At 61.4% G+C, this 15,914-nt stretch carries 15 protein-coding genes; 10 read left to right on the plus strand and 5 right to left on the minus strand.

All coding sequences use genetic code 11. The features are described 5' to 3' along the window. Positions 1 to 208 precede the first annotated feature (208 nt). Genes MHJ63_RS00300 through MHJ63_RS00310 form a run of 3 tightly spaced genes read right to left on the minus strand, consistent with a single transcriptional unit; the run spans position 209 to position 2,763 of the window. The gene (locus MHJ63_RS00300) at positions 209 to 979 is read right to left on the minus strand and encodes an ABC transporter (RefSeq protein WP_239445788.1); all 771 of its coding nucleotides are present in this window, start codon (positions 977 to 979) and stop codon (positions 209 to 211) included. After that, on the minus strand, positions 980 to 1,747 hold the full coding sequence (locus tag MHJ63_RS00305; protein ID WP_239445789.1) for an ABC transporter permease: 768 nt from the start codon (positions 1,745 to 1,747) through the stop codon (positions 980 to 982). After that, entirely contained in the window at positions 1,744 to 2,763 is a 1,020-nt protein-coding gene (locus MHJ63_RS00310) for an ABC transporter ATP-binding protein (protein ID WP_420876122.1), read from the minus strand. The genes MHJ63_RS00305 and MHJ63_RS00310 overlap by 4 nt, the downstream gene beginning before the upstream one ends. A 439-nt stretch (positions 2,764 to 3,202) precedes the next feature. On the opposite strand from MHJ63_RS00310, the gene MHJ63_RS00315 reads away from it, so the two are divergent. The 5 genes from MHJ63_RS00315 to MHJ63_RS00335 all read left to right on the plus strand — a co-directional run bounded on the left by MHJ63_RS00315 (position 3,203) and on the right by MHJ63_RS00335 (position 7,861). After that, positions 3,203 to 4,366, plus strand: a complete 1,164-nt coding sequence (locus MHJ63_RS00315; protein WP_239445790.1) for a CE1758 family FMN-dependent luciferase-like monooxygenase — start codon at positions 3,203 to 3,205, stop codon at positions 4,364 to 4,366. A gap of 27 nt (positions 4,367 to 4,393) precedes the next feature. Next, positions 4,394 to 5,083 (plus strand): FMN reductase, encoded by a 690-nt coding sequence (locus tag MHJ63_RS00320; RefSeq protein ID WP_239445791.1) that lies wholly within the window; start codon positions 4,394 to 4,396, stop codon positions 5,081 to 5,083. Positions 5,084 to 5,468: 385 nt separating this feature from the next. Then, positions 5,469 to 6,164 carry a TrmH family RNA methyltransferase gene (locus MHJ63_RS00325; protein WP_239445792.1) on the plus strand — a complete coding sequence of 232 codons (696 nt, stop codon included), beginning with the start codon at positions 5,469 to 5,471 and terminating at the stop codon, positions 6,162 to 6,164. 261 nt (positions 6,165 to 6,425) lie between these two features. Then, positions 6,426 to 7,448: a class II fructose-bisphosphate aldolase gene (gene fbaA, locus MHJ63_RS00330; protein ID WP_035756602.1), complete on the plus strand. Its 1,023-nt coding sequence runs from the start codon at positions 6,426 to 6,428 to the stop codon at positions 7,446 to 7,448. Further along, positions 7,448 to 7,861 carry a DUF3151 domain-containing protein gene (locus MHJ63_RS00335; protein WP_070506846.1) on the plus strand — a complete coding sequence of 138 codons (414 nt, stop codon included), beginning with the start codon at positions 7,448 to 7,450 and terminating at the stop codon, positions 7,859 to 7,861. The genes fbaA and MHJ63_RS00335 overlap by 1 nt, the downstream gene beginning before the upstream one ends. A gap of 203 nt (positions 7,862 to 8,064) precedes the next feature. On the opposite strand, the gene MHJ63_RS00340 is transcribed toward MHJ63_RS00335, so the two are convergent. Next, positions 8,065 to 9,291, minus strand: a complete 1,227-nt coding sequence (locus tag MHJ63_RS00340; RefSeq protein ID WP_239445793.1) for an acyl-CoA dehydrogenase family protein — start codon at positions 9,289 to 9,291, stop codon at positions 8,065 to 8,067. A gap of 24 nt (positions 9,292 to 9,315) precedes the next feature. On the opposite strand from MHJ63_RS00340, the gene MHJ63_RS00345 reads away from it, so the two are divergent. The 5 genes from MHJ63_RS00345 to MHJ63_RS00365 all read left to right on the plus strand — a co-directional run bounded on the left by MHJ63_RS00345 (position 9,316) and on the right by MHJ63_RS00365 (position 14,619). Beyond that, positions 9,316 to 9,582: a hypothetical protein gene (locus MHJ63_RS00345; protein ID WP_239445794.1), complete on the plus strand. Its 267-nt coding sequence runs from the start codon at positions 9,316 to 9,318 to the stop codon at positions 9,580 to 9,582. A gap of 41 nt (positions 9,583 to 9,623) precedes the next feature. After that, the gene (locus MHJ63_RS00350) at positions 9,624 to 10,784 is read left to right on the plus strand and encodes a CaiB/BaiF CoA transferase family protein (RefSeq protein ID WP_239445795.1); all 1,161 of its coding nucleotides are present in this window, start codon (positions 9,624 to 9,626) and stop codon (positions 10,782 to 10,784) included. Then, entirely contained in the window at positions 10,756 to 12,213 is a 1,458-nt protein-coding gene (locus tag MHJ63_RS00355) for an MFS transporter (protein ID WP_239445797.1), read from the plus strand. Before MHJ63_RS00350 ends, MHJ63_RS00355 begins: the two co-directional genes overlap by 29 nt. A gap of 158 nt (positions 12,214 to 12,371) precedes the next feature. Then, on the plus strand, positions 12,372 to 13,673 hold the full coding sequence (locus MHJ63_RS00360; protein ID WP_035756589.1) for an adenylosuccinate synthase: 1,302 nt from the start codon (positions 12,372 to 12,374) through the stop codon (positions 13,671 to 13,673). Positions 13,674 to 13,818: 145 nt separating this feature from the next. Beyond that, complete coding sequence (locus MHJ63_RS00365; RefSeq protein ID WP_239445799.1) at positions 13,819 to 14,619, plus strand: carbon-nitrogen hydrolase family protein; 801 nt, start codon at positions 13,819 to 13,821, stop codon at positions 14,617 to 14,619. A 42-nt stretch (positions 14,620 to 14,661) separates the two neighbouring features. On the opposite strand, the gene MHJ63_RS00370 is transcribed toward MHJ63_RS00365, so the two are convergent. Further along, complete coding sequence (locus tag MHJ63_RS00370) at positions 14,662 to 15,768, minus strand: magnesium and cobalt transport protein CorA (protein ID WP_070491553.1); 1,107 nt, start codon at positions 15,766 to 15,768, stop codon at positions 14,662 to 14,664. Positions 15,769 to 15,914 lie beyond the last annotated feature (146 nt).

The raw sequence follows: 15,914 nt of genomic DNA on the forward strand, positions 1-15,914 counted from the left end.
CTTGCCGGGGTGGCAGCCACGTTTTATGTGCCGATTATGTGCGCGGATGGCTACGGCAGAGAAATAACAGCACACACGATGCCGAAGGTTAAACACGGAGCGGGGCTGGCCGTGGAATAACAGCACACATGTTGCCGAAGGTTATTTCGGCACTCAGTCGGCTTGACGTTATTTCAGCAATTTCGTTGCCCAAGATTAAAAGGCTGGGCTAGATGACGCTGAACTTATGGCCTGCACGCAACCGCGAACGAGCGATCTGCACCATCAGCAAACCTAAAACAGCCCACGCCACGCCGCGGCCCACATCGAACGCAAGCACAGACCACGCCACACTCGAGTTCAAGCTGCCTACAGCATCGACCACACCAGTCAGCGGGATCACCGCACTCAACGGTGCCAGCCATTGCGGGAACAACGCGACCGGCACAATCACACCCGCCAAAACCGGGACAACAGCCCCCGCGAACGCAGCACCTTGATACGGGTCAGACAACGCCAAGCCAACACCCGACATCGAAATCCCCAACAAGCCGCCCACCAGCACAGCGCACCCCACCAACAAGGCCAGTCGCGCCACCACCGCAAAGCTAGCGTGCCCGGACATCACGGTGATCACCACAAGAGAGGCCACACCCGCCGGCAGCGCGAGTAGCACCGGCATCACCAGCGACGCCAGCCAGTACGCGAGATCCACCCGCCGGTATTCATGCACAACCTGGAACACTCCGAGGTTCCGGTCGGTCGCGGTCTTGGAAACCACCCCGGAACACACGCCCAAACCGATGCCCACCAGCGTGGACGCATACGCGGTACGCAGCACATCCATGGACCCGACGTCTTTGGCGAGCAGAACACTGAACAGAATCTCTAACAACGGGATCGCAAGCATCGAGACCAGCAAGGTTCCGACGGTCGCGTACGCAATCGATGACGCCAAAGAAACCCGGAACGCGGCTCCAAAACGCGATGCGAAACTCATCTAGATCACCGCCAATGTGCCAGCGGAACGGGCCTTGCGGATAGCTGATTTGCCGAGCCAGTACGATGCGGCGAACCAGCACGCTGTCACGCCCAGGCCGATGAGCAGACGGATCATGACCTCACCTTCCGGGACTTGGCCCAACAAAACCTGGGTTGGTGCAGATAACGGAATGATGTAGCTCAGCTCGTGTAATACCGGTGGCGCGTCCGTAGAAGTGAAAACAAGACCAGAAAGAATGAAAACAGGAATCAGAAGAAGTTCCTCATACGCAATAGCGTTCGGCGTCAGCACGAAAAGCGCCGCAATCACAAAAGAAATGCTGAGGCATGAAACCCACAACAACAGGATACTGACCGCAACCGACGCCCCTGAAGCCGGGGGAGTGCCGTGGCCTACGTCAGTCGCAATCCACAGTAGGCCCCACGCGAGCCAAGCGACCGCGAAGGATAAAAGCCCGAAAACCGAGGCCGCAGACACAACCGCAGCCGCCGGGGAAAGAACGCTGATGCGCGCACTGAATAGGTGGACAAGCGTGCCTTTGAACCGTTCGAATCCAAGGATTCCCGCGGCAACAGTTGTTGTGGTCCACATGCCAACGATGCCGCTACGCATCCACGCAACCCACGCGTCGCCACCCCACGCGTAGTATGCAAGCGCTTGAATAGCGAGAATGCCGAGGGTCGATGTGGCCATGAGTGAAACGAAAAACGGGACCCGAGCGAACTCGCCCAGGTGGAAAGCAACCATACGGAAGTAGCGCATCATGGGCGTTTGAGCTCACCTGCCAATGACAAATAGGCTTCCTCAAGCGTGGGTTGCCTGGTGACTAAATCGTTCGGTATTTCGATGCTGTGTTCCCGGAAAATACGCTGCACCTCAGCTTGAATCTGTGCGGGCGTTTGGCTGCTTTCCCAGAAAACAGTGAGCCCCCATCGTGCACCTTTCGGGGACTGACGCAGCTCCTTCACATGCGGCTGGGAGCGCAACGTATCAACAATGTCCTTGTTGCGCGCGTGGATCGTTGCAGTGGTTGTAGCGGTGACACCTGCGTAATTCACGACTTCCGTGAGCCCGCCCGTGAAGTGGATGCGGCCGGCACCGATGACCGAAATGACGTGGGATACGTCCTCGATTTCAGACATCGTGTGGCTGGTGAGGAAGACGGCGTGCCCGTTGTTAGCGAGCTCCTTCAGCAAAGCACGGATGGATAGCGCGATGTCTGGGTCGAGTCCGTTCGTTGGCTCATCCATGACAAGTAGGGCCGGGTGCCCGAGAAGTGCGCGGGCGATATGAAGACGCTGCACCATTCCCCGCGAGAAAGAATTGACTTTCTGGTTACCATTTTTAGATAAACCGACGGCTTCAAGAACTCTTTCAGTCTCTGCAGGAATGTTTTTCGCTGGGATGCCTGCAACGTTGGCGAAGAAACGCAAGTTCTTGATAGCGCTTGCCCTAGGGTAGAAGCCGAGTTCGCCGCCGAGGGCCAGCCCGACGTCGCGGCGGGCCTGCCGCGAATGTGTTGTGGCGTTGTGGCCGTTGACGATGACCTCACCCTGGCTTGGCTCCAGGATGGAAGCGGCCATCTTCACCAAGGTGGTTTTTCCTGCGCCGTTCGGCCCGATGAGTGCATGGATCTGGCCAGGTTCAACGGTGAGTGAAACCTCGCTGACCGCAGTGAACTTTCCCTTGTCATACGTCCGCGAAGCGTTGCGGAACTCCAGAGCGGGAACTTTTGAATCGTTCGAATCAGTAGAAATTTTTTCCCCTATTGTGTTTTCGATGAGGTGGGTGCAAAAGCTGGTTGGTCTTCTTGCTGGCGGAACATCCGCCCTTTTGCCGCCGCTTTCGTCTGCAGTGGTGGGCGCCTGTGGTGCTGGGTGCCTGTAGCACTGCGTATCTGGTAGCGCCGGCTAGCAAGGCGCGCGAGCGTGGGACGGCACCACATCAGTGTGACATAGGCCATATAGGGGGGGCAAGTGGTGTGACTGGACTGTAATGACGGTTGTGGTGCCGAAATAGCAGCACTGGCGTTGCCGAAGGTTAGTTCAGCGCGCAATCTACTCAACGTTATTTCTGCAATTTTGATGCTCAAGGTTAAAGGGTTGCCCAGGATTGGATGGGTCGAGGTTAGCGGGAATGAAAAGGGATGCCCGACGGTTGATATATTTGACACGTCAACAAAGTTCGGGGTTTGAACCCCGGCACCTAGGAGAAACCACCATGGAATTCGGTATCTTCACCGTCGGAGACCTCACCCCGGACCCCACCACCGGAACAACCCAAACCGAGCACGAACGGCTCCGGTCCATCCAGAAATACGCAACCAAAGCCGAAGAAGTCGGCCTCGACTTCTTCGCACAAGGCGAGCACCACAACCCGCCCTTCGTCGTGTCATCACCAACCACCAACCTCGCCTACATCGCCGCGAAAACCGAACGCATCAAACTCACCACCTCAACAACCCTCATCACCACCAACGATCCCGTCCTCATCGCAGAGGACTACACGATGCTGCAGCACGTCTCCGGCGGCCGCATCGACCTCATGATGGGCCGCGGCAACACCGGCCCCGTCTACCCATGGTTCGGCAAAGACATCCGCCAAGGCATCCCACTCGCGATCGAGAACTACCACCTGCTGCGCAAACTCTTCCGCGAAGAAACCGTGAACTGGGAAGGGAAATTCCGCACACCACTACACGGCTTCACGCTCGCACCCCGCCCGCTCGACGACACCCCGCCGTTCGTATGGCACGGCTCCATCCGCTCCCCAGAAATCGCCGAACAAGCCGCTTTCTATGGCGACGGTTTCTTCCACAACAACATCTTCTGGAAAATGGAACACACCGCCTCCATGGTCCAGCTCTATCGCGAACGATACGAATACTACGGTCACGGCGGAGCCGAGCAAGCCATCGTAGGCCTGGGCGGCCACATCTTCGTAGGCGAAACCGAGAAGAAAGCCAAGGAGTTCTTCCGGCCATACTTCGACAACGCGCCGGTTTACGGGTACGGGCCGTCCCTTGAAGAGTTCACGCGGGATACACCGCTGACCGTCGGCACCGTGGAGCACGTGATCGAACGGACGCTCGGATTCGCCGATGCGGTGGGCGACTACCAGCGGCAAGGTTTCCTGATCGACCACGCAGGCCTGCCGGAAGAGGTGGTCCTGGAGCAGATCGAGATCCTCGGCCGCGAGATCGTGCCCGTGCTCCGCCGCGAATTCGAGACGCGCCGCCCCGCCGGCGTCCCGTCCCGCGCGCCAAGCCACGAAGAGCTCGCCGCCCTACCGAAGGATCACGACTACTACCAGGTGACCTCCTCGCCGGTCGCCCGCGCGGCGGAAGCTGCGAAGCGGGAACACGCGGCGGAGAACGACAACTAGAAGGACGGACGTGGCAGAGGAGGGGACATGGCACTGAAACTCGTTGCAGTAACAGCTGGGCTATCGCAGCCATCGAGCACCAGGCTTTTGGCCGATCAGATCGTCAATGCCGTCCGTGCCGCGGTGACCGCGCGCGGCGAGGACGTTGAGGCGGACGTCATCGAGGTTCGTGAGATCGCCCAAGACCTCACGCAGTCGATGCTGACCGGCGGGATGCTGACGCCGAAGCTGGCTGAAGTTCGCGAAAAGCTTGCTGCGGCCGATGGGGTTGTTGCGGTGACGCCGGTGTTCACCGCGAGCATGTCGGGGCTGTTCAAGATGCTGTTTGATTCGCTCGATGTGGATACGCTGCGGGGCGTGCCGGTGCTGGCGGCGGCGACGGCGGGGACGCCGCGGCATCAGCTGGTGATCGACCACGCGATGCGCCCGATGTTCGCCTACCTGCACGCCACAGTGGTCCCGACCGGTGTGTTCGCGGCGACCGAAGACTTCGGGACGGAAGCGGGGAAGGGCCTTGCCGGACGTATTGCGCAGGCAGCGGATGAGCTGACCCAAGCGATGATGAGTTTCGGCAACACAGTTGCTGGTTTCACGGCAATGCAACAGCCAGCTGCGAAGCGCGGACGCCAACGGACATCCGGGAATGAGCCGACGCACGTGGTGGACTTCGCGACCCTGCTCGAGGGGCACGACGGTAACCCCACGTCTAAGGCTTAACGACCGAGAGAGTAACCTTCGGCACAAAAATTGTAGTTATTTCGCCAGACGGTGTGTGCCAGCCGGCGCCGGAAGGGTGGCGGCCGCCACGGCCGCTGGTGGCAGCGGTGCCGGAGGGCAGCGGTAGCGGAGGGCAGGGCGACGCAACCGTGGGGGAGCGGGACGGGCGCACCGCAACGGAAGCGGCCGCGAGAAATAACAGCACTAGTGATGCCGAAGGTTAAAACGTGCGGGCGGGGGCATCGAAATAGCAACACTGGTGTTGCCGAAGATGCAAATAGCAGCACTCACGTTGCTAAAGGTTATGTCAGTAGCTGCGCCGGGGAACGTTATTTCAGCAATTACGTTGCCCAAGATTAAAACTGGGGACGTACAGTTGTGTTTCGTGAGCGAGAACCAAACCCCGAGCGAAAACAATACCCCGAGCCAGAACAACACCCCGCGCGAGAACAACAGCCCCGAAACACCTGAGCACGTCGTCGGTGTCGGCCCGTGGGAAGGTCCTCACCCTAAAGGCGCCCACTGGGACCCCGAACTCCTCGCTCACGGCGACCGCCGCAACGTTCTCGACCAATACCGGTACTGGAAACACGATGCGATCGTCGCCGACCTCAATTCTCGCCGCCACCCACTCCACATTGCCATCGAAAACTGGCAGCACGACTTCAACATCGGCACCGTGGTACGCAACGCCAACGCATTCAACGCAGCCGCCGTGCACATCGTAGGCCGCCGCCGCTGGAACCGCCGCGGCGCCATGGTCACCGACCGCTACATGACCGTCATGCACCACCCCACCGTCGAAGACTTCGTGACCTGGGCCCGTCAAGAAAACATCCCGATCCTCGGGATCGACATCTTCCCCGACTCCGTCCAACTCGAAACCTACAGCCTCCCAGAACGATGCGTGCTCGTGTTCGGGCAAGAAGGCCCGGGACTCTCCGAAGAGATGCGCACCGCCGCGGTCGACACCCTCTCCATCGAACAATTCGGTTCAACCCGCTCCATCAACGCCGGAGTCGCTAGCGGCATCGCGATGCACGCCTGGATCCGCCAACACGTCTTCAACCAACATCCCTAAACGCCAGCCCGTGCCGCAAACAGTAACCCGCCCCGCGGTGCGGCACCTGCCCCTGCACCGCCGCCGCAACCCCTCACCGCGGCCGCAACCCCTCAACACAGCGCACGCAACACCGCGGGTCGGTAGCATAGAGGAAGACGGCGGCACCGCCTACCAGCGGGACCGTTGCGTGCGCGCACGCTAGCCTGCACGCAAGACTACGCTGGCTAGAACATCGCACGCCGAACCAGCCGCGCCAGCCCCTATATAGAAGGAGCCCACATGGGTGTTGCAACACCGGACCAGTACAACCAGATGCTCGACACCGCCAAAGCCGGCGGATTCGCTTACCCTGCGTTCAACGTGACCAGCTCCCAGACGGTTTCCGCGGCGCTCGCCGGTCTCGCGGAAGCAGGTTCTGACGGGATCCTGCAGATCTCCACCGGTGGCGCGCAGTACTTCTCCGGCTCCACCGTGAAGGACCGCATCGCAGGTTCCCTTGCTTTTGTCGCGTACGTGCGTGAGGTTGCGAAGAACTATCCGATCACCGTCGCGTTGCACACCGACCACGCGCCGCGTGAGCAGATCGACTCGTGGGTTATGCCGCTCATCGAAGCCTCCAAGGCAGAGGTGCAGGCGGGGCGCGACCCGCTGTTCAACTCCCACATGTGGGACGGCTCCGCTGAGACGCTGAGCGAAAACCTGCGCATCGCGCGTGAACTGCTCCCGTTGACCGCCTCGAATAAGCAGATCCTCGAAGTTGAGATCGGCGTTGTTGGTGGCGAAGAGGACGGCGTTGAAAACGAGATCAACGAGAAGCTCTACACGACCATCGAAGACGCCGCAGAAACTGTTGAAGCGCTCGGCTCCGGCGAATACGGCCGCTACATGACGGCGTTGACGTTCGGTAACGTCCACGGCGTTTATAAGCCGGGTAACGTCAAATTGCGCCCTGAGCTGTTGAAGGAAATCCAGGACGAAATCGGTAGCCGTCTGGGCAAGGATAAGCCGTTCGACCTCGTGTTCCACGGCGGATCCGGCTCCACCGAGCAGGAGATCGCTGACGCGGTGTCCTACGGCGTGATCAAGATGAACATCGACACCGACACCCAGTACGCGTTCACTCGCCCCGTGGTTGAGCACATGTTCCGCAACTACGATGGCGTGCTGAAGATCGACGGCGAGGTCGGCAACAAGAAACTGTATGACCCTCGCTCGTGGGGTGCCGCGGCAGAGAAATCGATGGCGGCCCGCGTGGTTGAGGCGTGCCAGGACCTCGGTTCCGCCGGGAAGGCGATCAAGTAATGATCGGCCGTAACTTGCTGGGGATCCCGGAGACGCGGATCCCTGAAAACCCTGAGCTGGTTGCCCGCTACGATGCCGGCGATGAGGCCGAGGATTTGGTGCGTCAGTTCCCTGCCGAGCAGCTTCCGTGGGCTTTGCTCGCTGAGGATGCTGCCGCCGATGGCCGCGATATTGAGGCGTATGCGTTCGCCCGGGTGGGTTATCACCGTGGCTTGGATGCGTTGCGTCGCGCTGGCTGGAAGGGGCAGGGCCCGGTTCCTTATGAGCATGAACCGAATCGTGGATTCTTGCGCTGCTTGTACCAGTTGAAGCTCGCTGCCGAGCGGATTGGCGAGGTGGACGAGGTTCAGCGTATCGGTGACTTCCTGCGGGATGCCGACCCCGAAGCGGAAGCAAAACTCGCCGCCGAATAACCGCCTTTCTCACCTTCGGCACCGAAATTGCTGCAAATTTATGCGATGGCATTAATTTTTTTACAGCAATTTCGGTGCCGAAGATGCTTAAACCAGGTGGGGCGGCGCCGTACAGCGCCGCCCCGCCGGCTACTAGCCCGGACGCCCCGACCAAGTCGCGTCCTGCCCAGACCAAGCCGCTACCCGCCGCCCCGCTCAGCTCGCTAGTTCGCGAATGCGCTGATTCCGGTGAGCTTTTGACCGATGATGAGCGTGTGCACCTCGTCGGTGCCTTCGTAGGTGCGCACTGATTCGAGGTTGTTCGCGTGGCGCAGCGGCGAATAATCGAGCGTGATCCCGTTGCCGCCACACACGGTGCGGGCCTCGCGTGCGATCTCGATCGCGGTCTTGACGTTAGCGAGCTTTGCAACCGAAATCTGGTGGAACTCCAACGTCCCCTCATCCTTCGCCCGCCCCAACTGCAACGCCAGCAACTGGCCCTTATTCAGCTCGACCGTCATCCGGGCGAGCTTCTCCTGCGTCAACTGGAACCCCGCGAGCGGCCGCCCGAACTGTTCACGCTCCAACGCATACCCCAGCGCAGCCTCAATCGAATCCCTTGCGGCCCCCATCGCGCCCCACGCGATCCCGTACCTCGCCTCGTTCAGGCACGCGAGCGGGCCACTCAACCCCTGAGCGCCAGGCAGCAAAGCATCCGCGCCAACCCGCACCCCATCCAGGGTGATGTCGCACTGAAGTGAGGCGCGCATCGAAAGCTTCTGCGTGATCGGGGTCGCCACAAACCCATCGGAATCAGTCGGCACAATGAATCCGCGCACCATCGAGTCCACGCCCGGCTTCACGCGGGCCTCATCCAAAACGCCAGCGGCCGCGGCGTCCTCGTTGCTCACGTGCGCCCAAATCACTGCAACCTGCGCTAGGGATGCCAAACCGATCCATCGCTTAGCGCCATCCAGAACCCACTCGCCATCAACCCAGCGGGCACGGGTGAGCATCGATACCGGATCAGACCCCGCGGTTGGCTCCGTCAACCCGAAGCAGCCGATCACCTCGCCCGCGGCCATTCGCGGTAGCCACTGCCGTTTCTGTTCCTCGGAGCCGTGCTTATAGATCGCGGACATCGCAAGCGAACCCTGCACCGAAACCACGGTGCGCAAGCCAGAATCCCCGGCCTCTAGCTCCTGCATCGCAAGCCCGTACTCGACCGCGGACCTCCCCGCGCACCCGTAACCGTTCAAGTGCATCCCGAACAGGCCTTCCGCCGCCATCTTCGGCAGCAATTCCACCGGAAGCGTAGCCGAATCGAACCACTCAGCGATGTTCGGCCGGATCTCGGCGTCCACAAAAGCTGCCACACGGTCGCGGGTTTCACGTTCGGTTTCACTCAGCATCCCGTCAATATTCATGAGGTCTGTCTGGTTGCGTGGCATGGGTTTCCTTCCGTGATGATGCCGATGCGGCACTTGCTGCGCCGCGGCGGTTGCGTTGATGGTTGGTTGCGTTGGTGGTCAGCGCACGATGCGGCCTCCCGCAAACTGTTATGTTGCGTGGGTCACATCTCAGGTTCCATCTTGCCACCGGATGCCGTGCGGCCGAAAGCCGGGGCTGGCTGTGCGCAGGCGCAGTTTGCCGCGCTGACCGCCGCGCGCTCCACCGCCCCCGGGCTCCGCCGCCGCCGCGCTGACCGCCGCACTCTCCGCCGCCGCGCGGGCGACGGCTAGATTCTGGACAGCCTGGTTTCGCCCGTGATAGTCATGTGACTATGGTCACAGCGGATGCGGGTAGGGTGAGCGGCCCCTTGAAGGGCTTGGTTGTCGCGGATTTCACGCGGATCCTTGCGGGTCCGTACGCGACGATGCTGCTCGCTGACCTCGGCGCCACCGTCATCAAGGTTGAGTCTCCCAGTGGGGATGACACCCGTACGTGGCAGCCGCCGGCACGCGACGGGGAAGCGACCTACTACCTGGGCGTCAACCGCAATAAGCATGCGATCGCCCTGAACCTCAAAGACGCCCACGACCTCGAAATCGCCCACCGCATCGTGGCCAAGGCCGATGTTTTCATGGAGAACTTCCGCCCTGGCGGGCTCAAGCAGTTCGGCTTGGACCCGCAGAGCGTCAGGGAGAAGCATCCTCACGTAGTCCATGCGAGCATCACGGGTTTCGGCTCCCGCGGCGGCGCGGACATGCCCGGCTACGACCTGCTAGCTCAAGCGACCTCTGGGTTCATGTCTCTGACCGGGGAGCCGGATGGCGATCCGCAGCGCGGTGGCGTCGCGATCTTCGACATTATGGCTGGCCTTCACGCCGCCGTCGGCGTCCTCGCCGCTCTCCGCCAGCGCGAACAGACCGGCCGCGGCCAGCACATCGAAGTCAACCTGCTGAGTTCTGCGCTGTCCGGCCTCGCGAATCAAACCTCGGGCTTCGTCGGCGCGGGCGCTGTTCCGTTCCGGATGGGCAACGACCATCCGAGCCTCTTCCCGTACGGTCCGTTCATGTGCTCGGACCGGCACGTGGTGATTTGCGTTGGTAATGACCGCCAGTTCGCGCTCCTTGCCACAGCGCTCGGTGTGTCTGAGCTTGCGGACAACGAAGACTACGCGACGATGCCTGCCCGCAACCGCAACCGGGATGCGTTGCGGCCGCTGATCGAGCAGCAGCTCGCACGTGCCACGGCCGATGAGTGGGCCACACGGCTACGCAAGGTGGGGCTTCCGGCTTCGCCGATCCTCGGGGTCGATGAAGGTGTCGCTTTCGCTGAATCGCTGGGATTGGAGCCGGTCATGACGCCGGTGGGGGAGCCCGATGGGGTGCCTACGGTGCGCACGCCGTTGTGGCTTTCGGACGCGGAGCCTGCGTATCGCAAGGAGCCGCCGGGTATAGATGAGGACCGTGATGCAATCTTGGCGTGGCTCGAAGACTAACCGCGCCACTGACAAGCCGGCGCTCCACCGTACGCGGCAGGCCCGTAAAGCAGGGTTCGCGGCGTTCATCGGCACGACCATCGAATGGTATGACTTCTATACGTATTCGACAGCGGCCGCGCTGGTTCTAGGGCCGCTGTTCTTCCCTGGCGAGCTCGGGGTCCTGGCCTCGTTCGCAACGTTCTGGGCTGGGTTCCTCGCCCGCCCGATCGGCGGGGTGATCTTCGGCCACTGGGGCGACACGTTCGGCCGCAAGAGTGCCCTCATCACCACCCTTTTGCTCATGGGCGGCTGCACCACCGCGGTCGGTTTGCTCCCCACCTACGATGTGGCCGGCTGGTGGGCGCCCGCCGCCCTGGTCGTCTTGCGGCTGGTGCAAGGCATTGCGATGGGCGGGGAATGGGGTGGGGCCGTGGTGCTCGCCGCAGAGCACGCCCCAAGCAACCGCGGGATCCTGTACGCCGCCTTCGCCCAACAAGGCTCCCCGGCCGGTAACTTGTGCGCCTCCGGCATGTGGTTGCTCGTCGCGATGCTGCCGGATGACGCGTTCTTCACGTGGGGTTGGCGCGTTCCGTTCCTGATCTCTGCGGCACTCGTAGCGATCGGGTTGTGGATCAGGGTCTCGGTCGAAGAGTCCCCGGAGATGATGCGCGGGAACCTCCACCGCCACGACGACGCCACCCCCGCAACCGGCAACAGCCCCGCCGCTGCCAAGGCAGTCACTGCCGACGCCAGCCCCGCCGCTAACCCAGCTACTGCCAACAGCAACACCCCCGCCACCGGCAGCGGCCGCGCTCGCCGTGAGGCTCCCATCGTGACCTTGTTCCGTGAACATAAGGCGACGGTTTTGTGGGGTGTGGGTGCGAGTGTTTTGGCGACCACGGTCACGTACTTCAAGGCCACGCTCGCGTTGTCCTGGGCCACGGACGCTGGCTTGTTCACGCGGCAGGGTTTCCTCGCGATGGTCACGGCGGCGTTGGTCGTGCAGTTCTGTGTTCAGCCGTTGGGTGCGTTGCTGGTGCACCGCGCGAAGGAACGTGGCAGGGTGCGGCGCGCGGTCGCCGGGATGCTGATCCCTGAGATCGTGTTGCTTCCGCTCATGTTCGTTCTGATCAGCACGGGTAACTCTGTGCTCGCAACCGCGGGGATTTTTGCGGTCACGATCCCGCACGCCCTGTATTTCTCAGCGCTCGCTGGCTTGCTCTCTGAGTCTTTCCCTCCCGAGGTCCGCTACACGGGTATTTCGTTGAGTTACCAGGTCGCCTCCTCGGTGTTCTCGGGTTCAGCACCGCTGGTGGGTTCCGCGATGATCACGATGGCCGGCGGGCACATGTGGCCTGTCGCTGTGATGGGTTCACTATTTGCTGTGCTGACGTTGGTCTCGGCGCTCAAGCTGTGTGGGGGCCGGATTGATAGACTCAGCGAGTAAGGCCCTCATCGCGGGAAAGCGCACGCCACAAGCCGGGTTGCTTGCGGCATCGTGTCTTGAGATGGCGGGTTCGCTTGAGGCGGGCCCCGGTGATGGGGGTGTTTCCCTGCCAACGCACTAGAGCACGCACTAGGAGACAGTGCGCGAGGAGTAGATGCATGCCGGCCGTCGTTATTGTTGGCGCCCAGTGGGGCGATGAAGGCAAGGGCAAAGCAACCGACCTTCTTGGTGGTCGTGTTGATTACGTTGTGAAGCCGAATGGCGGTAACAACGCGGGCCACACCGTTGTGGTGGGTGGTGAAAAGTACGAGCTGAAGCTCATCCCGGCCGGTATTTTGGCCCCGAATGTGATCCCTGTTCTGGGGAACGGCTGTGTTGTGAACCTTGAGGCCCTCTTCGAGGAGATCGACGCGCTCGAGGCTCGCGGCGCTGACACGTCCCGGCTGCGTGTTTCTGCGAACGCTCACTTGGTGGCCCCGTATCACCAGACACTCGATAAGGTCACCGAACGTTTCTTGGGTAAGCGCGCGATCGGCACCACCGGCCGCGGCATCGGCCCGACCTACATGGATAAGATCGGCCGCCTCGGCATCCGTGTCCAGGACATTTTCGACGAATCGATTCTGCGCCAGAAGATCGAGGGCTCACTGCGGCAGAAGAACGAACTCTTAGTCAAGGTCTATAACCGCCGTGCGGTGACAGTCGAAGAGATTGTTGAATACTTCTTGAGCTTCGCTGACCGTTTGCGCCCGATGGTGATCGACGCTGAGCTGGAACTCAACAAGGCGCTCGATGAAGGCAAGGTCGTGCTCATGGAGGGCGGGCAGGCAACCTTCTTGGATGTGGACCACGGGACCTACCCGTTCGTGACCTCATCGAACCCGACCGCCGGCGGCGCCTCGGTGGGTGCCGGCATCGGCCCAACCCGCATCCAGCGCTCGATCGGCATCATCAAGGCCTACACCACCCGCGTGGGTGCTGGCCCGTTCCCGACCGAACTGTTCGACGATATGGGTGAGCGCCTACGCACCGTGGGTGGCGAGTTCGGCGTCAACACGGGCCGTCCGCGCCGCACCGGCTGGTATGACGCGGTTATGGCTCGCTACGCGTCCCGCGTCAACGGTTTCACCGACTACTTCTTGACCAAGCTCGACGTTCTGACGGGCATCGAGAAGATCCCGGTGTGCGTCGCCTACGACGTGGACGGGGTGCGCCACGACGAGGTCCCGATGACGCAGTCCGAGTTCCACCACGCCAAGCCAATCTATGAATATTTTGACGGCTGGACCGAAGACATCTCGGGGGCCCGGAGCCTCGATGACCTGCCGGAAAACGCCCGCAAGTATGTTGAAGCGCTCGAAGCGATGTCTGGTTGCCGCTTCTCCGCGATCGGGGTGGGCCCGGACCGTGACGCGAGCATCGTGGTGCGGGATCTGATCGGCCCGGTTGAAGACAACTGAGCTCACTCATCCGGCCTTGAAAGAGACCGCTAGTAGCATCTGATGCCAGCGTGCATAGAACCTTGTTTCTATGCACGCTGTGCTTTATCCGAAGGTGTGTAGAGTAGGGCTCACACCGCTTGTTGCAGACAGCAAGGAGAACGCGATGAAGATTTCCCTTGGCCAGTTCAGCCCGACCGCCGATGTCTTCGAAAACCTCGAAACGTTGGATAAGTTGGCGCGGCAGGCCGCCTCTGAGAAGGCGGACATGATCGTGTTCCCTGAGGAGTCGATGCTTTCGCTGGTCCAGGCTGGCGATGATTTCGCTGGGCTTGTTGAGAAGGGGTGGGAGCGTTTCGCCCGCCAGGTCGGTTTGATTGCGGCGAGCCACAGCATCGCTGTTGTGGTGGGCGGCTATGAGCCGAACGAAACCGGCAAGCCGTACAACACGGTCCTTGCAGTGGATGCGAATGGCCAGGAGCTTGAGACGTACCGCAAGATCCACTTATATGACGCGTTCACGTCCAAGGAATCGAACCGTATTTCTGCAGGCGACCCCAACCAGGTCGCTACGTTCACGTACGGGAACCTGACGTTCGGGATGATGACGTGCTACGACGTGCGTTTCCCCGAGCTCGCGCGCAACCTTGCGTTGGCTGGCGCTGATGTTCTGTTGGTTCCAGCGGCTTGGTATAAAGGCGAGAACAAGATCGACCACTGGCAGACGCTACTGAAGGCCCGCGCTGTGGAGAACACGGTATGGGTTGTGGCCGCCGGTACGGCCTCGAACCAGACGATCGGATACTCGGTCATCCTGGATCCGCTGGCCCAGCCTGTCGCTTATCTTGAGGACGAGCCATTCGGGTTGGTCACGGGAAAAGTGGGCCGCAAGAAGGTCAAGAGCGTGCGCGAATACCTGCCGGTTCTTCAGAACCGCCGCGTAGGGGTCGACGCGCCAAAGGCCTGATCGCTGACCGCTGGCTAGCCGCGGCAGGGCTAGCCAGCGCCGCTACATCCAGTCTTTCTTTTTGAAGACGATGAACAGGAACAGAGCGAACCCGAACATAGCCGCGAGCGCGAGCGGGTAGCCGTAGGTCCATTCGAGTTCGGGCATGTTCGTGAAGTTCATACCGTAGATCGCACCGATGAGCGTGGGAGCAAAGATGATAGCCGCCCACCCGGAGATCTTCTTCATGTCTTCGTTTTGCCGCTGCGAAACGAGCGTCGCGTTGACCTGCAGGATCTGATTCAGCGCATCCCGTAGTTCGGCGATGTCGGGGATGATCTGGGAGAGATGATCAGAGACGTCATCGAGGTACATACGCAACTCGGTGTCGGTCCCATAGCGGGTGGTTCCGATCAACAGGCGGCGGATCACGGTCGCTAACCCGTTGGACATTTGGCGTAGCTCGATGATCTCGCGCGACAAGCGGTAAATACGCTCGGCAGCCGCCGGGTCACCCGAGAACACCTGGCGTTCAATCTCTTCTTTATCGGTTTCCAGGCCACGCAGCACGGGGCCGTATCCGTCCACGACCGCATCGAGCACTGCATGCAGCACGGCTTCCGGGCCGTGCTTGAGTAGCTCGTTCTGTTCGCCGAAGCGGTGTTCGAGCCGGAAACCTTTCGCCTGCCAGGCTCGCACCGCGGCCTGATCTTGGCACAAAACCGCTACCTGGTTCCCGCGCATCAACAGGTTGAATTCGCCGAAGACGACCTCTTCGATGTCATCTTGATAGGCAACAGAGTGAGTCACGACGAACAGGGTGTCGCCCTGACGTTCGGCTTTAGCGCGCCGCGATGGGGCCTGTAGGTCTTCGAGCAGCAGCGGGTGAAGATCCCAGGCTTCCGCGAGGTCTTCAATCTGCTGGTCAGTCGGCTTATCCATCGAGATCACGACGACCTGGTCAGGGTGTTCTTCCGAATACCTGCCAGCGGTTTCGATGGTGTGGCCGCCGGTGAGCGGAAACGCGCCTTCGTTATCGAATGAGACTGCGCGGATGTTGTCTTTCACCACGTGCGGGGTCGGCGGCGCAACGGGGGTTCGCTTATGACTGGCACGTCCCGAAACGAGGGGGAGGCCGAGTTTGGAGCGGATCTTGTTGCGAGCAGACATGCCTCTATTCTGGCACCAGTTCCGCTCGTTCCCGGCCACCGCGACGCGCTGGACGTTCAACCCCGCGGCGCCGCGGTGAGACGGTCACGCGGTAGCCACCGCGCCACCGCGCCGCCGCGCAGGCGCCTCAAGCGTCGGTGCGCGAT

This window comes from Pseudoglutamicibacter albus, assembly GCF_022346425.1.
Classification (GTDB): domain Bacteria; phylum Actinomycetota; class Actinomycetes; order Actinomycetales; family Micrococcaceae; genus Pseudoglutamicibacter; species Pseudoglutamicibacter albus.